The 21,690-nt window shown below is 31.9% G+C and carries 22 protein-coding genes and 1 pseudogene; 2 read left to right on the plus strand and 21 right to left on the minus strand.

Annotated features, from left to right (window positions below):
- Positions 1 to 20: 20 nt before the first annotated feature.
- Genes ABXT72_RS06635 through ffh form a run of 16 tightly spaced genes read right to left on the minus strand, consistent with a single transcriptional unit; the run spans position 21 to position 15,941 of the window.
- Complete coding sequence (locus tag ABXT72_RS06635) at positions 21 to 794, minus strand: succinate dehydrogenase iron-sulfur subunit (RefSeq protein WP_415278157.1); 774 nt, start codon at positions 792 to 794, stop codon at positions 21 to 23.
- Complete coding sequence (sdhA, locus tag ABXT72_RS06640; RefSeq protein WP_415278158.1) at positions 794 to 2,566, minus strand: succinate dehydrogenase flavoprotein subunit; 1,773 nt, start codon at positions 2,564 to 2,566, stop codon at positions 794 to 796. The genes ABXT72_RS06635 and sdhA overlap by 1 nt, the downstream gene beginning before the upstream one ends.
- Positions 2,566 to 2,892, minus strand: coding sequence for a succinate dehydrogenase, hydrophobic membrane anchor protein (gene sdhD / locus ABXT72_RS06645; RefSeq protein WP_415278159.1), 327 nt, complete (start codon positions 2,890 to 2,892; stop codon positions 2,566 to 2,568). The genes sdhA and sdhD overlap by 1 nt, the downstream gene beginning before the upstream one ends.
- Position 2,893: 1 nt before the next feature.
- Positions 2,894 to 3,277, minus strand: a complete 384-nt coding sequence (gene sdhC / locus ABXT72_RS06650) for a succinate dehydrogenase, cytochrome b556 subunit (protein ID WP_415278160.1) — start codon at positions 3,275 to 3,277, stop codon at positions 2,894 to 2,896.
- On the minus strand, positions 3,267 to 4,274 hold the full coding sequence (locus ABXT72_RS06655) for an aspartate-semialdehyde dehydrogenase (RefSeq protein WP_415278161.1): 1,008 nt from the start codon (positions 4,272 to 4,274) through the stop codon (positions 3,267 to 3,269). The genes sdhC and ABXT72_RS06655 overlap by 11 nt, the downstream gene beginning before the upstream one ends.
- 20 nt (positions 4,275 to 4,294) lie before the next feature.
- Positions 4,295 to 5,404, minus strand: a complete 1,110-nt coding sequence (locus ABXT72_RS06660) for a dimethylsulfoniopropionate demethylase (RefSeq protein WP_415278162.1) — start codon at positions 5,402 to 5,404, stop codon at positions 4,295 to 4,297.
- The gene (locus tag ABXT72_RS06665; RefSeq protein ID WP_415278163.1) at positions 5,401 to 6,177 is read right to left on the minus strand and encodes an alpha/beta fold hydrolase; all 777 of its coding nucleotides are present in this window, start codon (positions 6,175 to 6,177) and stop codon (positions 5,401 to 5,403) included. Before ABXT72_RS06665 ends, ABXT72_RS06660 begins: the two co-directional genes overlap by 4 nt.
- On the minus strand, positions 6,174 to 7,802 hold the full coding sequence (locus ABXT72_RS06670) for a long-chain-fatty-acid--CoA ligase (protein ID WP_415278164.1): 1,629 nt from the start codon (positions 7,800 to 7,802) through the stop codon (positions 6,174 to 6,176). Before ABXT72_RS06670 ends, ABXT72_RS06665 begins: the two co-directional genes overlap by 4 nt.
- Position 7,803: 1 nt before the next feature.
- On the minus strand, positions 7,804 to 9,567 hold the full coding sequence (locus ABXT72_RS06675; RefSeq protein WP_415278165.1) for an acyl-CoA dehydrogenase C-terminal domain-containing protein: 1,764 nt from the start codon (positions 9,565 to 9,567) through the stop codon (positions 7,804 to 7,806).
- Between the two features lie 26 nt (positions 9,568 to 9,593).
- Positions 9,594 to 10,700 (minus strand): 3-isopropylmalate dehydrogenase, encoded by a 1,107-nt coding sequence (gene leuB, locus ABXT72_RS06680; protein ID WP_415278166.1) that lies wholly within the window; start codon positions 10,698 to 10,700, stop codon positions 9,594 to 9,596.
- A complete protein-coding gene (gene leuD / locus ABXT72_RS06685; RefSeq protein ID WP_415278167.1) occupies positions 10,687 to 11,298 on the minus strand; it encodes a 3-isopropylmalate dehydratase small subunit in 612 nt (203 codons plus the stop codon). The genes leuB and leuD overlap by 14 nt, the downstream gene beginning before the upstream one ends.
- Position 11,299: 1 nt before the next feature.
- Entirely contained in the window at positions 11,300 to 12,703 is a 1,404-nt protein-coding gene (gene leuC / locus ABXT72_RS06690; protein WP_415278168.1) for a 3-isopropylmalate dehydratase large subunit, read from the minus strand.
- 11 nt (positions 12,704 to 12,714) lie between these two features.
- Positions 12,715 to 13,239 (minus strand): 50S ribosomal protein L19, encoded by a 525-nt coding sequence (rplS, locus tag ABXT72_RS06695; protein WP_415278169.1) that lies wholly within the window; start codon positions 13,237 to 13,239, stop codon positions 12,715 to 12,717.
- A gap of 16 nt (positions 13,240 to 13,255) precedes the next feature.
- Entirely contained in the window at positions 13,256 to 13,942 is a 687-nt protein-coding gene (gene trmD, locus ABXT72_RS06700) for a tRNA (guanosine(37)-N1)-methyltransferase TrmD (protein ID WP_415278170.1), read from the minus strand.
- A gap of 8 nt (positions 13,943 to 13,950) precedes the next feature.
- Positions 13,951 to 14,568, minus strand: a complete 618-nt coding sequence (gene rpsP, locus ABXT72_RS06705) for a 30S ribosomal protein S16 (RefSeq protein ID WP_415278171.1) — start codon at positions 14,566 to 14,568, stop codon at positions 13,951 to 13,953.
- A 14-nt stretch (positions 14,569 to 14,582) separates the two neighbouring features.
- Positions 14,583 to 15,941 carry a signal recognition particle protein gene (gene ffh / locus ABXT72_RS06710; protein WP_415278172.1) on the minus strand — a complete coding sequence of 453 codons (1,359 nt, stop codon included), beginning with the start codon at positions 15,939 to 15,941 and terminating at the stop codon, positions 14,583 to 14,585.
- Between the two features lie 159 nt (positions 15,942 to 16,100).
- On the opposite strand from ffh, the gene dapF reads away from it, so the two are divergent.
- Positions 16,101 to 16,925, plus strand: coding sequence for a diaminopimelate epimerase (gene dapF / locus ABXT72_RS06715; RefSeq protein ID WP_415278173.1), 825 nt, complete (start codon positions 16,101 to 16,103; stop codon positions 16,923 to 16,925).
- Positions 16,925 to 17,842, plus strand: a complete 918-nt coding sequence (gene ftsY / locus ABXT72_RS06720) for a signal recognition particle-docking protein FtsY (protein ID WP_415278174.1) — start codon at positions 16,925 to 16,927, stop codon at positions 17,840 to 17,842. The genes dapF and ftsY overlap by 1 nt, the downstream gene beginning before the upstream one ends.
- Here ftsY and ABXT72_RS06725 read toward each other — a convergent pair.
- From ABXT72_RS06725 to ABXT72_RS06745, 5 genes and pseudogenes are all read right to left on the minus strand, one after another.
- Positions 17,835 to 18,398: a hypothetical protein gene (locus tag ABXT72_RS06725; RefSeq protein WP_415278175.1), complete on the minus strand. Its 564-nt coding sequence runs from the start codon at positions 18,396 to 18,398 to the stop codon at positions 17,835 to 17,837. The genes ftsY and ABXT72_RS06725 overlap by 8 nt on opposite strands.
- Positions 18,399 to 18,447: 49 nt before the next feature.
- Complete coding sequence (locus ABXT72_RS06730; RefSeq protein ID WP_415278176.1) at positions 18,448 to 19,266, minus strand: alpha/beta hydrolase; 819 nt, start codon at positions 19,264 to 19,266, stop codon at positions 18,448 to 18,450.
- Positions 19,250 to 20,161, minus strand: a complete 912-nt coding sequence (locus ABXT72_RS06735; RefSeq protein WP_415278177.1) for a DMT family transporter — start codon at positions 20,159 to 20,161, stop codon at positions 19,250 to 19,252. Before ABXT72_RS06735 ends, ABXT72_RS06730 begins: the two co-directional genes overlap by 17 nt.
- Before the next feature lie 13 nt (positions 20,162 to 20,174).
- On the minus strand, positions 20,175 to 20,354 hold the full coding sequence (locus tag ABXT72_RS06740; RefSeq protein ID WP_415278178.1) for a hypothetical protein: 180 nt from the start codon (positions 20,352 to 20,354) through the stop codon (positions 20,175 to 20,177).
- Positions 20,344 to 21,682 (minus strand): annotated as a pseudogene (locus ABXT72_RS06745) (amidase). The gene ABXT72_RS06740 and the pseudogene ABXT72_RS06745 overlap by 11 nt, the downstream one beginning before the upstream one ends.
- Positions 21,683 to 21,690 lie beyond the last annotated feature (8 nt).

Genomic DNA, 21,690 nt, shown 5'->3' on the forward strand with positions numbered 1-21,690 from the left:
GGTGTTATTTAAAGGGGTAATTAGCTTGTTGCAAGCATTTTTTTCAATTCAGCTATGGCTTTTGCTGGATTTAATCCCTTAGGACAAGCATTGGTGCAATTCATAATAGTATGACATCTATACAACTTAAGTTCATCAGCTACTTTTTTTAATCTCTCTTTTCTTTCATCATCTCTACTATCTACTATCCACCTATAAGCTTGAAGCAAAACTGCAGGACCTAAAAATTTATCCTCATTCCACCAATAGCTTGGACAAGAAGTGGAGCAACATGCACACATGATACATTCGTATGCACCATCTAATTTTTTTCTATCTTTTTGAGATTGAATAATTTCTGTAGTTTCAACTTTTGTATTTGTTTTCAACCAAGGCTCAATTGATTCATATTGTTTGTACAATCCACTTAAGTCCCCAATTAAATCTTTTTTAACTTTTAGGTGAGGTAGTGGATAAATATTTATATCTCCTTCAATTTCTGAATGAGGTTTTGTGCATGCTAAACCATTTTTCCCATCCATATTCATTGCACAAGATCCACAAACGCCATGTGCACAAGATCTACGATAAGCCAATGATGGGTCAATTTCGTTTTTAATCTTATTTAAAATATCCAATACTTTTGAAGGGCAGTTATCCATATCAACTTCATAAGTATCCACTCTTGGGTTTTCTCCATTTGAGGGATCCCATCTATAAACATTTACTTTTCTGATATTTTTTGATCCAGTTTTATCTTGATAATAGTTACCTTTTTGAACTTCTGAATTTTTAGGTAAATTTATTTGAACCACTAGTAAACTCTTTCCTGTGGTGGAAAGTATTGAACTTCATTTGTTAAAGTTGATTTAGTAACTGGTCTATAACCAATTTTTGAATCTTTTCCATTGCACCAAGCAATAGTGTGTTGCATAAATTTTTCATCATCTCTTTTTGGGAAATCTTCTCTTGCATGTGCACCTCTGCTCTCTTGTCTATTATAAGCAGAATCCACTGTTGTAATTGCTTGTCTTATCAAATTATCAAACTCCAATGTTTCCACTAAATCGGTGTTAAAAACAAGTGACTTATCTTTTACAGAAATTGATTCCATTCCATCGTATGCTTTTCTAATATCATCAACACCCTCTTTAAGTGTTTTTTCTGTTCTAAAAACAGCACACTTTGATTGCATAGTTTTTTGCATTGAAAGTCTAAGTTCTGCAGTACTGTTTTCACCATTAGAGTTTCTTAATTTATCAAATCTTTCTAAGCATTTTTCTGTTTCAGTCTCTCCTATATCCTCGTGTGGAGTTCCTGGTTTTACAAGTTCTGCAGCTCTTCTAGCTGCGGCTCTTCCAAATACAACTAGGTCAATTAAAGAATTAGACCCCAATCTATTTGCTCCATGAACAGAAACACAGGCAGCCTCACCAATTGCCATTAATCCTGGAACTGTTTCAGAATCATTGCCTGTTAATACTTCAGCTTTATAGTTTGTTGGGATACCTCCCATATTGTAATGAACAGTGGGCACTACTGGTATTGGCTCTTTAGTTACATCAACATTTGCAAATAATCTTGCTGCTTCCGTTATTCCTGGAAGTCTACTTTCAATAATACTTTTATCTAAATGACTTAAGTGTAAGTGAACATGATCCTGTTCTTTACCCACACCTCTTCCTTCATTAATCTCAATTGACATTGATCTACTTACTACATCTCTAGATGCTAAGTCTTTAGCTTTTGGTGCATAACGCTCCATAAATCTTTCACCTTTTGAATTAACTAAATAGCCACCTTCTCCTCTAACACCTTCAGAAATTAAAGTTCCATGTCCATAAATTCCTGTTGGGTGAAATTGTACAAATTCCATATCTTGTAATGGTAAACCTGCTCTTAAAACCATTGCATTTCCATCTCCAGTACAAGTGTGTGCTGAAGTTGCAGAATAATAAGCTTTTCCATAACCACCTGTTGCAATTATTGTACTATGAGCTCTAAATCTGTGAATTGTTCCATCATTTAAATTCCAAGCAATAAGACCTTTGCATTCACCATCTTTCATTAATAAATCTAGAGCAAAGTATTCAATAAAAAATTCAGTGTTATGTTTTAAAGCTTGTCCATAAAGGGTATGAAGTATTGCATGTCCAGTTCTATCTGCGGCTGCGCATGTTCTTTGAACAATTCCATTACCATAATTTTTTGTCATTCCACCAAAAGGTCTTTGGTAAATTTTACCATCATCAGTTCTACTAAATGGAACTCCATATTTTTCTAATTCTATAACAGCTGCTGGAGCTTCTTTACAAAGATACTCAATACTATCTTGGTCACCTAACCAGTCAGCCCCTTTGACAGTATCATACATATGCCAACGCCAATCATCTTCACCCATATTCCCTAAAGATGCAGAAATTCCTCCTTGAGCAGCAGAGGTATGACTTCTTGTTGGAAATACTTTTGAAATACAGGCTGTCTTTAAACCAGCTTCACTTAAACCAACAGCAGCTCTTAAGCCTGAGCCTCCCGCACCAAGTACGATAACATCATATTCATGGTCTATTATTTTATATGAGCTCATTAGTTTAAATTAAATATTACAATTATTGTGATTAATGGAACTAGTATAGCAAAAATATTGAGTGCTTTGTTTGCGACATTTTTGATTTTTTCATCCTGTATATAGTCTTCAAATACCTCACTAATACTTAAAGCTGAAAAAAAATAGGCAAAAACTAACAACAAAGAAACTAAAATTTTAGATGGCTGATTTGAAAAAAAATTAACAATATCAACATAATCTTTATTGAAAACTGAAACTAAATTTAAAATAAACCATGTCATTAATGGTATCAACACCACAGAGCTTATTCTCATCAATAGCCATTTTTTAGTCACGTTATTCATGCTAAATAAATTGCTTTCCAATTAAATAAATTAAAATTGTTAAAAAAAATGAACCAATGATCACGATTAATCCTGTTATCTTTGATACTTTTAATTCAAACCCATATCCTAGGTCCATAATTAAATGTCTTATTTCACTTAATATCTGAAAACTAAATGACCATGTTAAACCTAAAATTATGAATTTTCCTAAAATAGAATTTAAAAATACCTTAGTAAACTCATAACTATTTTCACCTAGTAGTAAGGATGCAATCCAAAAACAAATTATTGTTATGGCAGCTATATTTATTATTCCTGTAATTCTATGTGAAATAGATACTAAAGAAGATATGTGCCATCTGTAGATCTGAATATGTGGTGATAAAGGATTATTATTTTCCATTAAGATTGTTTTTAATTAAAGTTTCTGCAATTTCAACAGCATTCAATGCCGCTCCTCTAAGTAAATTATCAGAAACAATCCATAGGTTTAATGAATTCTTGTTAGTTTTATCTTCTCTTATTCTTGAAATATAAGTTTCGTCTCTACCTTCTGCTTCAATTGGAGTACTATATCCTCCATCTTCTCTTTTATCGTAAACTTTACAGCCCTCTGCTTTACTAAGAGTGTCTCTAACTTTTTCTAAAGAAAATGATTTTTCAAATTGAATATTTACTGACTCTGCATGAGAAACCATAACTGGAACTCTTACACATGTTGCTGTTAATTCTATTTTGTCACCAAGAATTTTTTTAGTTTCATTGGTCATTTTTAATTCTTCTTTAGTGTAACCATCATCTGCAAAAACATCGATGTGAGGAATGGCATTAAAAGCAATTTGTTTAGTAAAATTTCTAGGTTTAATTTGTTTATTTTCTAGGGATAATTTAGTTTGTTCTATTAGTTCATCCATAGGGTCTTTGCCACCACCTGAAACAGACTGATATGTCGAAACAACTATTCGTATAATATTGAATAAGTCATGTAACGGTTTAAGAGCAATTACTAACTGAGCTGTTGAGCAATTAGGGTTAGCAATTATATTTTTTTTCATACTCTTAATTGCTTCTGGATTTACCTGTGGAATAATTAATGGCACATCAGGATCCATTCTAAAAAAACTAGAATTATCTATAACTATTGAGTGCTTTGCTGCTTTTAAAGCATATTGTTCTGAAATTTTTCCACCTGCTGCAAAGAAAGTAATTTTAATTTTTGAAAAATCAAATGTTTCAAGGTTAAAGACCTCATGTTCTTTGCCACTAAAATTTATTTTTTGACCAGCACTTCTTGGTGAAGCAACTAAAAATAGTTCCTTTATAGGAAGTTTTTTTCTCTCTAGAACTTCGAGAATTTTTCTTCCAACATTACCTGTGGCTCCTACAATTGCTATATTCATGATGTTATTAGGCTTTTATACTAGATGAAGGGTAAATCGCAAACTTTTCCACGAAAAGTGTTGTCATTTATTTGAATTTTAAAGGTTTGAGATACTTCCCAGTAAGACTTCTGGATCATTGCTATTCCAATAACCATTTGAAAATGAGGTGAATAACAAGCCGATCTTAATTCACCAATTATATTATTTTTCTCATCATATAAATTTTTTGATCCTGTGAGACTAATTTCTTTTATATCAATTTTAATACCCATTAACTTCTTTTGGGCTCCTTTTGATTTAACTTCTTTTAATTTATCTTTTCCTAAAAAATTTATATCACTATCCAAACTAACATATTGATCAAAACCACATTCAAATGGATTATCACTGTTATCAAAATCATTTCCATAAGATAGTAACGCACTCTCAATTCTCTCTATTAAGTTTGGACACCCAGGTCCTACATTAAATTCTTTTCCAACTTCAAAAAGATAGTCATATAATTTTTGTCCTGACTCTGTATTTTGAACATAAACTTCATATCCACCTTGCTTAGACCATCCTGACCTTGCTATAAGATGCTTTGTTCCTTCAAAATCGAAATAATCAAATCCAAAGAATTTTAGTTCAGTAATTTTTTTTCCAAAAACTTTTTCCATTAATGCAAATGATTTCGGACCTTGTATTGCCATTATATCCACCACTGGTTCTATAATTTTAACATCAAATTTATGTCCAGACGCTAAACCTTTGGCAAAAAAAATTACATCCGAGTCTGCTATTGATAGCCACCATCTATTTTCATCCAGCTTTAGAACAACTGGATCATTAACTAAATTTCCATTTTCATCTATTATTGGACAATAATAACATCTCCCAATTTTAGATTTTGATAAATCTCTACATGTCATCAATTGCACTAACTCCGCAGAGTCTTTTCCTGATATTTCTACTTGTCTTTCTGCAGCAACATCCCATACTTGAACATGCTCTTTTAAATGTTTGTAACTATTTTCTATTGATCCAAATGCAGCAGGTAACAGCATATGATTATAAATTGTGTATGCTGTAACCCCTTGTTTCTCTATTCTTGCAGTATAAGGAGTACTTCTTAATCTTCTAGATTTTGCTATTGAAAAGTTTTTCATTTTTTTAAAAATTCAGAGATCTTTTCTCTCATTTCAAAAGCTTTTTCAAACATAATCATATGTCCACATTCTTTTATTATATGAGTTTTTGAATTAGGAATAAGTTCAGCAAATTTCTTGCCTTTTTCAAGGTTAACCATCTTATCTTGTTCACCAAAAATAAATAATGTGGGACACTTGATTGATTTTAAAGCCTCAGATCCATTTTTATAATTATTACAAGCTACAAGATCAATGGCTAAAACCTCCCTAATATCTCTTGGAGAATTAATAATTTTTTCTACAGGATTACCTCCAATAAACTTTTTAGAGTTTTCATAACTCCATTTCATCATTAATTTAACTGCTTTATCATCTCCACTCTCAGCAAGATCTATTAAATCTTGATTAACGGGCATTCTATAAGAACCACCAACAAATATTAAATTTTTAACTCTTTTTGGATATCTTGAATAATATTCCAATGCTTCCAAACACCCTTGAGAATGACCTATTATTGTTAATTCAGAAACATTAAGTTCTTTAAAAACTTTTTCTAACCAATCTGAAATTTCTTCTATCGATTTTAAACAATCACCCTCAGAATTTCCATGACCAGGTAAATCAATTGCTAAAACATTATAATTTTGATTTGATAAATACTGCTCTGTTAAAGACCAAACAATATGTGAGAGACCACTTCCATGAAGTAAAACTATTGTGACTTTTTTTTTATCAATACCTTGCCCTGAATCCGATACAAAGACATTCTTATTGTCTACCTGAAAGATCAACTTAATTCCTTAACTTTTTTTCTTAGTTCAAATTTTTGGATTTTTCCTGTTGAAGTTTTTGGTAAATCACAAAAAATAACACTTTTAGGGATTTTGAATCCAGCTAATGTTTCTCTACAAAAATCTATTATTTCTTTTTCAGTTGCTGGCTTATCTTTAATCAATTCAACAAAAGCACAAGGAGTTTCTCCCCATTTTTCATCAGGCTTAGCAACTACAGCTGCTAAAGAAACTGAAGGATGTTTTGCAATTGCATTTTCAATTTCTATTGAAGAAATATTTTCTCCTCCAGAAATAATAATATCTTTAGATCTATCTTGAATTTTAATATATCCGTCAGGATGGGTCACAGCTAAATCTCCTGAATGAAACCATCCACCTGCCATTGACCTATCTGTTGCTTCTTTATCTTTGTAGTAACCCTTCATTACGATATTTCCTCTGATCATAATTTCACCCATAGTCTTTCCATCTTTGGGCACTGGCTTCATTGTTTCTGGATCCATTACAATAGCACCCTCTGTGTTTGGGTACCTTACACCTTGCCTTGCTTTGATTTCATTCTTTTTATCTTTTTCTAAAGAATTCCAATCTTCATTCCATGCACACTGCAACATATGACCATAAGTTTCAGTTAATCCATAAACGTGCATCACTTCAAAACCAAGTTTTTCCATTTTCTCAAAGATAATACTTGGTGGCGGTGCACCTGCGGTTAAAACATTTACTTTTCTTTTTAGGACTTTTTGATCTTCTTTTGGAGCATTAACAATCATATTTAATACTATTGGGGCTCCACCAAAATGAGTTACTTCATATTTATCAATTAATTCAAACATTTTTTTTACATCGATGTTTCTTAAACAAATTACTCTTGCATGTAACATTGCTAGTGTCCAAGGATAGCACCAGCCATTACAATGAAACATTGGCACAACACATAAAAAATTTATTTTGTTAGGCATATTCCAGGCTGTGGCACTACCAGTTGACATTAAATATGAGCCTCTGTGATGATAAACTACTCCTTTTGGATTTCCAGTGGTTCCAGACGTGTAACTTAATGAAATTGCTTCCCATTCATCTTTTGGTTTTTTCCATTCATAATTTTCATCACCTGTATTTAAAAAACTTTCATATTCAAGCTCTCCTATTTTTTTGAAAGAGCTTGTATCTATACCTTGATCATCAATATCAATAATTGTAATTTTATTTTTAACATTCTTTAAAGCCTTCTCAATTACATCGTGAAATTGTCTATCTACAATTAAAACCTTTGCATCACTATGCTGTAAAATATAACTTACTGTATTAGGGTCTAGTCTTGTATTGATTGCATTAATCACTGCTCCCACCATTGGTATTGAATAATGTGCTTCAAAAATTTCTGGTGTATTGAAAGCCATTATAGAAACTGTATCTCCAGTTTTCACACCCAATTTATCTAGTGCGCTAGCAAACTTAACACATCTTTTATAAACCTCTCCCCAGGTGTACGACCTACTTTCATAAACTAAGGCTTCATAATTTGGATATATATCTTTAGTTCTTTCTAAAAATGTTAAAGGGGAAAGAGGAACAAAATTAGCCTCATTTTTATCTAAATTTGTATCGTAATTACTCATATTAACTGAATTTAAAATTCATTATATAGTCACTTCCTGATGTAGCAGTTTTAAAGTGACTTTCGGCTCTTGGTAAAACTCTTTTAAAATAAAAATTTGCAGTTTGTATTTTATCCTCATAAAAGTCTTTGTTTTGTTCATAATCTTTAAAGCTTACCTCTAGAACTTTTATCCACGCATGTGCTATAGACACAAAGCCCAATGCTTTTAAGTAGTCATTACATGCTGCACTTGCATCATCTTTTGAGTTTTGAACTTTTTCTTTAATCCAGCCAGTAAAAGAAGATAAAATTTCTAGGTGTGTTTTTAATTCTTTTATGAAAGGTTTTAATTTTTCATTTTCAGTACTGCAATCATTCTTGATCATCTCTAAATACCTATTAATTATATCACCATTTTTATTTACCAATTTTCTAAAAACCAAATCTGCTGCTTGAATTGAATTTGTTCCTTCATAAATTGGGGTGATTCTATTATCTCTATATAGTTGTTCTATTCCTTGGTCTTTTGTGTACCCATAACCACCATGAACCTGCATAGCCTCACTTGTTATTTCCATTCCCATATCACTAAACATCGTTTTAACCACTGGTGTCATTAACGACACAATATCTGATGCTTCCTGCTTTATTTTTTCGTCTGGATGATAAAGACTAACTTCTGTTTGTTGAGATAACCAAAAACATAAAGCTCTTTCACCTTCAATAATAGATTTCATATTAAGCAAAGATTTTCTAATATCAGCATGTTCAATTATAAAATCTGCTCCATTAGTTGATTTTGTATTATTTGTTTTTCCTTGTTTCCTTTCTTTCGCGTAACTTAAAGAATTTTGATAGGCAATTTCAGAAATTCCTAAGCCCTGAATTCCTACAACAATTCTCTCTAAATTCATCATGGTAAACATTGCATTTAAACCTTTATTCTTTAATCCAATCATATAACCAGTTGCATCATCAAAGTTTAATACACATGTAGCAGAACCTTTAATTCCCATTTTACTTTCTATAGACCCTGTAGAAACTCCATTTCTTGCCCCTACAGATCCATCTTCATTTACTGCAAACTTGGGTACTAAGAATAAACTTATTCCTTTTGTTCCCGCTGGAGAGTCAGCTACTCTTGCAATAACTAAATGGATAATATTCTCTGTTAAGTCTTGATCACCCGAAGTAATGAAAATTTTCTGCCCACTTAACTTAAAAGTTCCGTCAGATTGCTCAATAGCTTTAGTTTTTAAAAGTCCCAAATCAGTTCCACAAACTGGTTCGGTAAGGCACATCGTACCACTCCATTTTCCTTCAACCATTTTCGGAAGGTATTTTTCTTTTATTTCATCTGTAGCATGATGAGAAATACAATTATATGCACCAATACTTAACTCACTATAAAGTTTAAATGACAAACTTGCAGATGATAACATTTCGTCAAAAAAAGCACTTACAGTTTTTGGCATTCCTTGTCCTCCATATTTTGGATCACAAGAAAGTGAAGTCCAACCATCTTCTATATATTTAGAATAAGCTTCTTTATAGCCAGGCGGTGTTCTAACCACACCATTCTCTAGAACTGTTGGGTTCTCATCACCTGATTTTGCTAATGGTAATATCAAGTTTTGATTAATCTTAGCTGCTTCATCTAAAATATCTTTTACTAATTCTGAATTAACTTCTTTATACTTTTCAAGATCATTATAATTTTTATTATTTCTTAATTTATCAAAAAGAAACATCATGTCTTCCACTGGTGCAGTATAATTTGGCATTCCGGAACTTTAGAATAATTATTTAATTATTGCAATTTTGAAATTATCGCATCACCCATAGCTGATGTTGATACTTCTTTTTTCCCCTCAGAAAGAATATCTTTTGTTCTAAGGCCATCATTTAAGACATCTTGCACAGCTTTTTCTAAAGCATCAGCTTCACTATCTAAATCCAATGAGTATCTTAAGGCCATTGCAAAACTTAAAATTGATGCAATTGGGTTTGCAATTTCTTTTCCAGCAATATCTGGTGCTGAACCATGAATAGGCTCATACATAGCTCTCATTTCCCCATCTTTATTTTTTGCACCTAAAGAAGCTGATGGTAATAGTCCTAGAGACCCCGTTAACATTGAGGCTTGGTCGGAAAGCATGTCTCCAAATAAATTGTCAGTAACAATTACATCAAATTGCTTTGGGTTTTTCAATAATTGCATTGCACAATTATCAGCAAGCATATGACTTAATTCTACATCTTTATATTCTTTGTCGTGTAGTTCTTGAACTTCTTCTTTCCAAAGTTGTCCAGCTTCCATTACATTCGACTTTTCACATGAGGTAACCTTATTTGATCTCTTTCTTGCTAGATCAAAAGCTACTTTTGCTACTCTAACTATTTCACTAGTTGTATATGAGTGGGTATTAATCCCTTTTCTTTCACCATTTTCTATTGGCTTAATTCCTCTTGGCTCACCAAAATAAATTCCACCTGTTAATTCTCTAACTATCATAATGTCTAATCCAGATACAATTTCTGGTTTTAGGGTTGAGGCGTCAACTAATTGCTCAAAACAAATTGCAGGTCTTAAATTTGCAAATAGTTTTAATTCTTTTCTTAATTTCAATAAGGCTCTTTCTGGTTTTTTTGAAAAATCTAAGTTATCCCATTTTGGTCCACCAACTGCACCCAGCATAACAAATTCACTTTCTAAAGCTTTGTAAAAAACTTCATCTGTAATTGGTGTTCCATGTTTATCATAAGAACAACCACCAGCTAAATCTTGATCAATTTCAAAATCTAGAGATTTATTTGAATTCAACCATAAAATAACTTTTTTAACTTCTTGAATAACTTCAGGTCCAATACCATCCCCAGGTAGAAGTAAAATTTTTCTTTTTTTAATTTTTATCATTAAATATCCATGGTTTACTATTTTTTAAGTTTTCTTCAAAGGTTGTGATTTTTTCTTTTTTAGCTAATGACAGCGCAATATCATCAAGCCCTTCTAATAAACATTTTTTCTTAAAAGGATCAATGTCAAACTTGATTTCACTATTTCCAAAAATTATCTTTTCTTCATTTAGGTCTATTGAAATTTCTTCTTTTCTTTTTGAATATTCTGATAATTCTTTTATTTTTTCTTCTGGTAAAGTAATTGGTAAAATTCCATTTTTGAAACAGTTACTGTAAAAAATATCAGCATAACTAGAGCTTATCACACATGTAATTCCAAAATCTAAAAGTGCCCATGGCGCATGCTCTCTTGATGAACCGCAGCCAAAGTTTTTTCCTGCAATTAAGATTTTTGATTGATTGTGAGGTTCTTGATTTAGAATAAAATCTTTTATTTCATTTCCATTATCATCATACCTCATTTCAAAAAATAAGTTTTTTCCTAACCCTGTTCTTTTAATTGTTTTAAGAAATTGTTTTGGAATAATCATATCTGTATCAATATTTACTATTGGTAAATATACTGGGATACTTGTAAGTGAGTTGAATTTTTGCATTTTAGTTTTGATACTTTCTAACATCATCTAAGTTTCCAGAAATTGCAGCTGCTGCTGCCATTCCAGGACTGACTAAATGTGTTCTTCCACCTCTACCCTGTCTTCCTTCAAAATTTCTGTTTGAAGTTGAAGCACATCTTTCTCCTTGTTTTAATTTATCTGCATTCATTGCAAGACACATTGAGCAACCGGGCTCTCTCCATTCAAAACCTGAAGCTATAAATATTTTATCTAGGCCTTCCTGCTCTGCCTGCTCTTTAACTAAGCCTGAGCCTGGAACAACCATTGCATGAACATGGGATGCTTTCTTTTTATCTTTTAATATTTTCGCAGCTTCCCTTAAATCTTCAATTCTTCCATTCGTACAACTTCCTATAAAAACCTTATCAATCTTAATGTCTGTAGCTAGTGTATCGGCCTCTAAACCCATGTAATTTAATGACCTTTCTAAAGAGTTCCTTTTGTCTTCATCTTGTTCATTTTTAGGATTTGGAACTTTGCCATCTATGGTGATTACATCTTGTGGAGAAGTTCCCCAGGTAATCATAGGTAAAATGTCTTCTGCTACTAAATCTATTTCTTTATCAAATTTAGCTCCATCATCAGTTTTTAAACTTTCCCAATATTTCATAGCCTTATCCCAATTTTCATTTTTTGGAGACATCGGTTTACCTTTTAAATATTCAAATATTTTTTCATCTGGAGCAATTAATCCTGCTCTTGCTCCTCCCTCAATAGTCATATTACAAATTGTCATTCGTTGTTCTACACTTAAAGATGAAATTAGACTGCCAGCATACTCAATAACCGACCCTGTTCCTCCTGCAGTTCCAATGTTTCCTATAATTTGTAAAATTACATCTTTAGAGGTAACACCAATTGGAAGTTTTCCATTAACATTAATTCTAAAATTCTTTGCTTTTTTTTGAACCAATGTTTGTGTTGCTAAGACATGTTCCACTTCGGAAGTACCAATTCCAAATGCCAAAGCACCAAATGCGCCATGTGTTGCTGTGTGACTGTCTCCACAAACAATTACTGTTCCAGGTTGTGTAAAACCTTGTTCTGGACCAATGATATGAACAATTCCTTGTCTCTTGTCATTCATTCCTAAATACTGAATTCCAAATTCTTTACAATTACTTTCTAAAGTGTCTACTTGAATTTTAGATTCCACATCTGCTATTCCTTTAGATCTATCAGTAGTTGGAACATTATGATCTGCAACTGCTAGAGTTAAGCCGGGTTGTCTAACTTTTCTATTAGAGTTTCTTAATCCTTCAAAAGCTTGTGGACTTGTAACTTCATGTACTAAATGTCGATCAACGAATAATAATGCCGTGCCATCATCTTGCTGATCTACTAGGTGATCGTTCCAAATTTTATCGTAAAGAGTTAAAGGCATTGAAAAAAAAATTATTTTTTTTCTTCTGATTTTTCTGTTTTAGGTTCTACTTGAACTTCTGGTTGTTTTTCAGGTTCTGCTTGAACCTCTGTTTGTTTTTCCGCTTCTACTGCTATTGGTGCTGAAGTTTCTTCAGTTACCATTTTTGGTTTCACATCAACTTCTATACCAATTTTTTTTCTAATCCTTTCAGCAATTCTAGCTGATTTACCGGTTCTATCTCTTAAATAATATAATTTTGCTCTTCTAACTTTACCATGACGAATAACTGTAATTGTATCTATAACAGTACCATACAGTGGAAATGTTCTTTCAACACCCTCACCAAATGAAATTTTTCTAACTGTGAATGAAGAGTTTAAATCTCTATTTTTTCTAGCAATACACACACCTTCAAAATATTGAATTCTATCTTTTTTACCTTCTGTAATTCTAACACCAACTTTTACTATGTCTCCTGGAAAAAAATCTGGAATTTTCTTCTCAGCTAGTATTTTTTTAACGTTATGTTGGTTTATTTCTTCAATTGTTTTCATAGTAGTATTTATTAGGTTAGTTTTTCTTATATTTTTCCCACAAATCTGGTCTTCGGACGCGTGTTATAGCCTCTGATTGTGATAAACGCCAGTCTTTAATTTTGTTGTGATCTCCTGATAATAACACTTCTGGAACACTTTTTTCCTCCCAAATTTGAGGTTTTGTGTATTGGGGGTACTCCAAAAGCCCATTCTCAAAACTCTCGTCAGTCTTTGAACGTTCATTTCCCAAGACACCTGGAAGCAACCTAAGAACACTATCCAACACAACAAATGCTGCGGTTTCACCTCCAGATAAAATAAAATCTCCTATGCTAAGTTCTTCTATATTCCTTGTAGATAATAATCTTTCATCAACACCTTCAAAATGACCACAAATTAAACTAATGGATTTTTCTTTAGATAGTTCTAGTGCCAATTTCTGATCAAGCTTTTTTCCTTTTGGTGATAAATAAAAAATTCTTTCACCTTCTTTTTTATTTTCATCAAGAGATTTTGCTAAGATGTCAGCTTTCAATAGCATTCCAGATCCACCTCCAAAAGGAGTATCATCTACTGTTTTGTGTTTATCCTCAGCGGCCTCTCTAATATTTACAACTTTTAAATCCCAAATTTTATTTGTTAAAGCTTTTCCATATAGCCCTTTACTTAAAGGGCCAGGAAAAAAATCAGGATAGAGTGTGAATATCTGAGCTTGCCACATGAATCCAACTATTTAACTTCTTCCTTTGGAGCTTCTGCTGCTGGAGCTGCTGTTGCTGGAGCTGCTTCTGCTGCTGGAACTGCTTCTGCTTTAGGAGCTTCTTCCTTTGGAGCTTCTTCCTTTGGAGCTTCTGCTGCTGGAGCTGCTGTTGCTGGAGCTGCTGTTGCTGGAGCTGCTTCTGCTGCTGGAGCTGCTTCTGCTTTAGGAGCTGCTGTTGCTGGAGCTGCTTCTGCTGCTGGAACTGCTTCTGCTTTAGGAGCTTCTTCCTTTGGAGCTTCTGCTGCTGGAGCTGCTGCTGCTGGAGCTACTTCGTCTCCTTCTTTTTTTCTTTCTTTTTTAGGAATAGCTTTATTTGGATTACTACCATTTGCAGGCATTGCTATAATACCATTTTCACCTAAAATTCTTGCAACTCTAGTAGTTGGTTGAGCACCTTGACCTAACCAATATTTAATTCTTTCTGCTTCTAGTCCTACTCTTTCTTTTTTATCTTTTGGTAAAAGAGGATTAAAGAATCCTACCTTCTCAATAAATCTTCCATCTCTTGCACGACGACTGTCGGCTATAACTACTTTATATACTGGTCTTTTCTTTGTTCCACCTCTTGATAGTCTTATTTTTATCATTTCTTTTCCTTTTTTTATTTAAGTTGATTTAGTAGCTCTGGAGGTATTCCTTTATCAGACATACCCTTCAGGTTTCCTTTTGACATCTTCTTCATCATTTCAGACATCATTTTAAATTGCTTAAGCAATTTATTGATAGTGGCCGCATCTGTTCCAGAGCCATTAGCAATTCTTTTTTTCCTAGAACCATCAATGATTTTAGGATTTCCTCTTTCTTTTTTTGTCATAGATAAAATGATTGCTTCATTTTTAGTAATAACGCTTTCATCAATTCCCGAAGCATCCATTTGTGATTTCATTTTAGAAACACCTGGCATAAACGACATAATTCCTTCTATGCCTCCCATTTTTTTCATTTGTCTAAGCTGTGTTAAATAATCTTCCATAGAGAATTGTCCTTTTTTTAAATTCTCTTCTGCTTTTTTTATATTCTCTTCACCAAGATCTTCTGCAGCTTTTTCGACAAGAGAAACGATGTCTCCCATACCTAATATTCTATTAGCTATTCTATCTGGGTGAAAAACCTCTAAATTTTCTATTTTTTCTCCTACCCCTAAAAACTTAATTGGCACTTGAGAAACATATTTCATACTAAGGGCCGCACCACCTCTTGCATCACCATCAGCTCTTGTTAAAACAATACCTGTCAAATTTACAGTATTCTTAAATTCTTTTGCCACTTCTGCAGCAACTTGTCCCGTTAAAGAATCTGCAACTAAAAATACTTCCGTTGGGTTAATTATACTTTCTATTTGTTTAATCTCACTCATCATCTGAAGGTCTATTTGTGTTCTGCCTGCTGTATCAAATAATATAATCTCTGCACCATTTAGGTTTGCAGCACTAACTGCTCTTCTACAAATATCTGCTGGTAGCTGCCCTTCAATAATAGGTAGTGTTAAAATATCATTTTGTTCTCCTAATGATCTTAGTTGTTCTTGTGCAGCTGGCCTATACACATCAAGGCTGACCATCATTATTTTTTTCTTTTTATTTTTTTCTAAATATTTGGCTAATTTTGCTGTTGTAGTGGTTTTACCAGAACCTTGAAGACCTACCAGCATCATTGGAACTGGCGGAACTGCATTTAAATTAATATCTGTGTTGCTTTCACCTAAAAGGCTTACTAGTTCGTCATAAACAATTTTAACAACCATATCTCCTGGGGAGGTTGATCGAATTATTTCTTGACCCATAACCTTTGGCTTAACTTTTTTTATAAAATCTTTAGTTACATCTAGAGACACATCGGCTTCTAATAAAGCCTGTCTAATACTTCTTAGGCCTTCATCTACTTGATTCTCATCAAGTGAAGCTGCTTTTTTTAAAGAAGAAAAAATTTCTTCGAATTTATTTGTTAAGTTTTCAAACATATTTATTACGCACAGCAGTTTCGCACTAGTGGGCGAATATCGCTGACTAGTGTTGATCTCTTTGTCTCCAAAGACACCACAAATTTAACGTTTTTGTGGAAACGAAGACAACCTATAATAGAGGTTCAAAAAGTCAATAAATAAGTTAAATATCTACATATGGATATTAAAGCATTTAAAATGGATGGTTTGGGCAATGATTTTGTAATTATTGATCAAAGAAGCCAGGACTTCAATTTAAACAAAGATCAAATAATTAAAGTATGTGATCGTAGTTTCATTGGATGTGATCAACTCATTCTAATTAAGAAAAATAAAGAAATAGATGCAGATGTAGAATTCTATAATTCAGATGGAAGTGTATCTGGTGCTTGTGGAAATGGCACTAGGTGTGTGGCAGACCTTCTATCAAAAGAAAGTGGTAAAAAAGAAATAACGCTTTTAACAGCTTCTGGCTCTCTAAAATCAAAAATCTTAGGAAGTAATTTAGTTGAAACTGAAATAGGTATACCAAAAGTTAATTGGGAGGAGATTCCTTTAAGTAAGCAGCTAGATACACAAGACTTAAAAATTGAAATTGTAGATAAAAATAACACTAAACATATTGGTGGTACAGCTGTAAATGTTGGCAATCCACACATAATTTTTTTTGTAGACGATATTGAAGCATTTGACTTACAAAGTATTGGTCCAAAAATTGAAAATCATCAACTGTTTCCAGAAAAATGCAATGTGACCCTGGCTAAAGTTGTGAATAAAAATTTAATAAAAGTAAAAGTTTGGGAAAGAGGAGCTGGACTTACCAAGGCTTGTGGTACTGCAGCTTGTGCAACAGCTGTTGCAGCTAATATTAATAATCTAGTAGAAAAAACCACCAATATAGAATTTGCATTAGGTAATTTAACAATTTCTATTGATGAGAAAAATAGCATTCATATGAAAGGACCTGTGTCTGATATCAAAAATATTGATATTAAATTATAATGGGAATTTTTGATAAATTTAAAATTGGTTTTAAAAAAAGCGCTTCTGCATTTACATCTGGTTTAAGAGATATAATTGTAAAAAAAGAAATAGATGACAAAACATTAGATCAAATTGAAGAATATTTGATTCAATCTGATGTTGGTCTTGTTGCAGCTGAAGAAATTAAGAAAATTATTGCTCAAGAAAAAATTGACCCAAAAAAAGATATTATGAATGAGGTAAATTTAATTCTAAGAGACTATATAATCACTTTAATGAAACCTTTGGAAAATGAGAATTTTTTTAATAAAAAAGAAAAACTCAACGCAGTCCTAGTGTCAGGAGTTAATGGGGTTGGAAAAACAACAACTATTGGAAAGGTTGGTAAAATTTTAAAATCTAATGGTAACAAAGTTATGTTTTCTGCCTGTGATACGTTTAGAGCAGCTGCTATAGAACAATTAGAAAGCTGGGCTGGTAAAATCGATGTACAAATTACAAAGTCTACTCAAGGATCTGACCCCGCATCAGTTGCCTACAAAGCAATTGAAGAAGCATTAAAGGGTGATTTTAGTCATGTTTTAATTGATACAGCAGGGAGATTGCAAAATAAAAAAAATTTAATGGAAGAATACAAAAAGATTGCCCATGTGACTAAAAAAATAGATCCAGATGCTCCTCACGATGTAATCCTGGTACTTGACGCAACCTCTGGCCAAAATGTTATCAATCAAGTGGAAGAATTTAATAAGATTATACCTCTTACTGGTTTGATAATGACAAAATTAGATGGCACTGCAAAAGGAGGAATTTTATTAGCACTTGCTAAAAAATATAAGCTTCCAATAATTGCACTTGGACTTGGTGAAAAAGAAGATGATTTACAAATTTTTAATGCAGAAAAATTTGCTGAAGCATTTACTCAAATTAATTAATCAGGTTATTAGAGATTAAAGGCTTGTAGTAACTACATTTATAATTTTCTTTAAGATTTGAATGTCCACAATTTTTTGCAATTGATGAAATTATAAAATCAAACTTACCATTTGATGGATAGGAATTTAATTTTTTATTAGCAATATCAAATTTAAAATTTTTTTTTATATTTTTAATTGCGCTAATCATTACTAAAGTATTGTTATCTTTTAATAGATAGTATGCAAAGTCTTCTGGGAAAACTGGATAGTCGTAACCTTCTAAGAGATGTTTTGCCTGTGATGGAAACCATTCATATGAAATTAATGGTAATGAAATTTTTGTTTTATAATTATAGATATATAAATCTTGAGGAAAATCTGTAACATAATTATAATCCTCACCTCTTGCTAAAATAGCTTTATCTCTAGTTTTAAAAAAAAGAGTAAAACTTTTATTATGAGAGTTCATTTGACCTATATGAAAAAATGTATTTGCTGAAGATTCTATATCTTCTGCAATTACAGAACTTGAAATAAATATTAAGTAAAATGATGTTATAATAAATTTTTTCACTATCTATTTATAGAAATGAAATTTGTAAATTATTTGGTCAGATTGTGGCTTAATTTAAACTCTTTAAATATTCTTTCAAAACTAAAATCATTTTTTCATTATATTCCATCATGTGATTGTCTTTTTCAGAAAAATAAGAATATTTTGGCTCATTAGCAAGCTTGTACATCTTTTTACCCATCCAAAATGGCACTATTTTATCTTCTTCTCCATGCATAATCAGAATTGGGGACTTAAGATTTTTAATTTTTTTATCACTTTCGTATTTATCTTTAAGTAAAAATCTAATTGGAAAATATGGATACACATTTTTTGCTGCATCAACCATAGATGTAAATGGAGATTCTAGTATAACGCCTGCAAATTTATGGTTTTGAGCAATATGAGTTGCGATCCCAGTACCTAAAGACTCACCATACAGAACAATGTCATTATCTTTAAGGCCTTTTCTTTTTAACCAATTAATTGCACTTTCACCATCTTCATATAAACCTTTTTCTGATGGTTTGCCTAAGTTTCCACTAAATCCTCTCCAAGAAATTATTAGGAAATTTATATTCATGTCTTTAAAATGATTAATTTTATGTATTCTATTTTCTAATGTTCCTGCATTGCCATGGAAGAAAACTATAGTTTTAAAATTGCTAAGATCTTTTTCATGAAACCATCCAAGTAATTCAAAATTATCACTCGTCTTAATTTTTACTTTTTCTATTTTAACTTTTAATTCGTCACCAAAGTAATTATTTTCTTTTGGCTCATATAATAAGTTTCGTTGAAATATAAATATAATAAAAAGTAAAGAAAAGTATGCTATCGGTATAATTAAAATTATTTTCAATAAATACTCTTTAATTTTTTTTTTCATATTTACTTTTTTTTTTAACTAAATAAACTCCACCAAAAACTAAGCTGGTTCCTAAATAATGATAATACTCTAACTGCTCATTAAAAAATAAATAACCATAAATAGCACTGTAGACGGTAAAAATATATAAAGTGAAACCAGTAATTGATGCTCCAAGACTTTTCTGGGCCATTGTATATAACGTGAAAGCTATAATTCCTGGTGAGATAGCTGCAAATAAAACCCACATAAAAAAGTCTGAATTAAAAACAGTTCTTACAAAGAAAGTCTCTTCTATTAAATAAAATGGAAGCAAACTCACTACACCGAAAAAAGCAATCAAAGTAAATCTATCAAAAATTTTTAAATTAGTTTTCCAGTAAAATAAGTAAATAGAGTAGAGAGCCCACCCAATAGAAGAAGCTAGCATCCATAAATCACCAATTGTAAATTTTAGGCTAATTAACAGAGATAAATCACCTTTAATAATGATAGCAAAAACACCTATTAAACAAGAAGCCAGACCAACAATTCTAAGAAAATTTATTTTTTCTTTAAAAAAAATGCAGGAGATTAGAATTATAAATATTGGAGATGATGAATAAATAATTCCCATATTAGTAACAGTCGTCGTTTGTCCTGCTAAAAATGGAAAAGCTCCACAAACACCACAGCCCATTGATCCAATAAAAAATATTCTTTTGTATTCTTTTTTTACAAATTTAAAATTTTTTTTTAATGAGATAAAAGTAAAAGGGAGTAACATTAAGAAGACAGCTGCCCACCTCCAAAAAGCTAAAGAAATTGGTGGTACATACTCAACTCCTCCTCTTGCAACTATCAAATTGCTAGCCATAAAAATTGGCTGGATAAATAATAATAGAAAAGGTAAATAATTATTTTTAGAATTATTCACTACAAGTAGAAAATTAGTTTTTGTCGAAAAAGGCTTCGTAGACCATCATAAAAATTGCAATAGCCATCAAAATAAATACTGGCAATACATCCCAAAAACCTATCATTGATGATCTTGTCAATGTGGTCGCTAAACCGATAAGAAAAATTGCAGCAAGAAAAGTACCTAGAAATTTTGTTATATTATTTAGCATATTTTTTACAATTTTTTTCTAACCAATTGGCTACACCTAAAAATCTTAAATCATCTAGCTTGTCTCCAATTAACTGAACTCCTAATGGTAAATTATTAGCACCTGTAAGTAAAGGTAATGAAATAGAAGGTAAACCCATATAAGTCCAAGTAGTGCAGAATTCTGGGCTGCCTGTACTCTTTAAACCCTTAGGTGCAACCCCAGTTGTGGATGGGCTTAACACACCATGATAGTCCTCAAACACTTCTTTAAAAGATTCGTAACTTCTTTTCATAAAGTCCATTGCTTCAACATAATCTTTTGCTGAGTATTTTAAACCTCTTTCGATGGCACCAACCATTTCTTTAGAAAGTTTTTTCTTAGATTTTTTGTAATAACCTTGGAAATTATTAGCCATATCTGTTTCATGAATTATTTTATGGTATTTTGGAATATCATCAAAATATGAAGGTGTATCAAATACTTCAATATTTTTTTTGAATGTTTTTATAAAAAACTCAAAAGACTTTTGGGATTCTTTATCTACATTTTTCCAATTTTTAGTTTTGTAAAAGATAAATTTTGGTTCGTATAATGGTCCTTTTTTACAAACTTTTAGCATTTCATCAGATGAATAATGAATAGTTGAACTATCATATAAATCTTTTTTAATTAATGATTTTGTTAATAAGGCAACATCTTCAACAGTTTTTCCAAAAACACCTATGTGATCTAACTTGTCTGACTGTTTTAAAACTCCACTTCGAGAGATTAGTCCATAAGATGGTTTATACCCAACAACCCCACAATAAGAAGCAGGTCTAATAATTGATCCATTAGTTTGTGATCCAATTGATAGTGGTGCCATATGAGCTGCAACTGCAGCTGCAGAACCACTTGAAGATCCACCAGGTGTTCTTGAATTATCGTGAGGGTTAGTGGTTTTGCCTGGGTGAAAATATGCAAGTTCTGTAGTTACAGTTTTTCCCATAACTATTGCTCCTGCAATTTTAAGTAAATTAACAACTTCAGAAGTCTTGAGAACTAGGCATTTTTTTTCTTAATGGAGTTCCACATTCAGTAGGCATTTCAAAAGTACCTATTATATCCTTAACTGCAATGGGTAGTCCGTGTAAAGAACCTAGAGGCTTTCCTGATTTTCTGTGTTCATCCGCTTCTTCTGCTTTTTCTAAAAGTTTTTTTTTATCAAAATATTCCCAAGCATTGATATCTTTTTCAAATTTTTCAATTCTTTCAATATATTGTGTACAAACTTCTACAGAGGAAATTTGGCCTGTTTTTAAATGTTCTACTAGCTTATTAGTTGTAAGAGAAAATATGTTCATAATTTTAAATT

Source organism: Candidatus Pelagibacter sp. Uisw_094 (genome assembly GCF_047729535.1).
Classification (GTDB): domain Bacteria; phylum Pseudomonadota; class Alphaproteobacteria; order Pelagibacterales; family Pelagibacteraceae; genus Pelagibacter.

What these genes read in the sequence shown, in the direction of transcription:
- leuB (WP_415278166.1), bottom strand. Translation starts at nt 10,700, where the DNA reads ATGATAAAAATTAAAAAAAGAAAAATTTTACTTCTACCTGGGGATGGT.
- sdhD (WP_415278159.1), bottom strand. Translation starts at nt 2,892, where the DNA reads ATGAATAACGTGACTAAAAAATGGCTATTGATGAGAATAAGCTCTGTG.
- ABXT72_RS06740 (WP_415278178.1), bottom strand. Translation starts at nt 20,354, where the DNA reads ATGCTAAATAATATAACAAAATTTCTAGGTACTTTTCTTGCTGCAATT.
- rplS (WP_415278169.1), bottom strand. Translation starts at nt 13,239, where the DNA reads ATGAAAACAATTGAAGAAATAAACCAACATAACGTTAAAAAAATACTA.
- ffh (WP_415278172.1), bottom strand. Translation starts at nt 15,941, where the DNA reads ATGTTTGAAAACTTAACAAATAAATTCGAAGAAATTTTTTCTTCTTTA.
- sdhA (WP_415278158.1), bottom strand. Translation starts at nt 2,566, where the DNA reads ATGAGCTCATATAAAATAATAGACCATGAATATGATGTTATCGTACTT.
- rpsP (WP_415278171.1), bottom strand. Translation starts at nt 14,568, where the DNA reads ATGATAAAAATAAGACTATCAAGAGGTGGAACAAAGAAAAGACCAGTA.
- ABXT72_RS06670 (WP_415278164.1), bottom strand. Translation starts at nt 7,802, where the DNA reads ATGAGTAATTACGATACAAATTTAGATAAAAATGAGGCTAATTTTGTT.
- ABXT72_RS06660 (WP_415278162.1), bottom strand. Translation starts at nt 5,404, where the DNA reads ATGAAAAACTTTTCAATAGCAAAATCTAGAAGATTAAGAAGTACTCCT.
- sdhC (WP_415278160.1), bottom strand. Translation starts at nt 3,277, where the DNA reads ATGGAAAATAATAATCCTTTATCACCACATATTCAGATCTACAGATGG.
- leuC (WP_415278168.1), bottom strand. Translation starts at nt 12,703, where the DNA reads ATGCCTTTAACTCTTTACGATAAAATTTGGAACGATCACCTAGTAGAT.
- ABXT72_RS06730 (WP_415278176.1), bottom strand. Translation starts at nt 19,266, where the DNA reads ATGAAAAAAAAAATTAAAGAGTATTTATTGAAAATAATTTTAATTATA.
- leuD (WP_415278167.1), bottom strand. Translation starts at nt 11,298, where the DNA reads ATGCAAAAATTCAACTCACTTACAAGTATCCCAGTATATTTACCAATA.
- ftsY (WP_415278174.1), top strand. Translation starts at nt 16,925, where the DNA reads ATGGGAATTTTTGATAAATTTAAAATTGGTTTTAAAAAAAGCGCTTCT.
- trmD (WP_415278170.1), bottom strand. Translation starts at nt 13,942, where the DNA reads ATGTGGCAAGCTCAGATATTCACACTCTATCCTGATTTTTTTCCTGGC.
- ABXT72_RS06655 (WP_415278161.1), bottom strand. Translation starts at nt 4,274, where the DNA reads ATGAATATAGCAATTGTAGGAGCCACAGGTAATGTTGGAAGAAAAATT.
- ABXT72_RS06675 (WP_415278165.1), bottom strand. Translation starts at nt 9,567, where the DNA reads ATGCCAAATTATACTGCACCAGTGGAAGACATGATGTTTCTTTTTGAT.
- dapF (WP_415278173.1), top strand. Translation starts at nt 16,101, where the DNA reads ATGGATATTAAAGCATTTAAAATGGATGGTTTGGGCAATGATTTTGTA.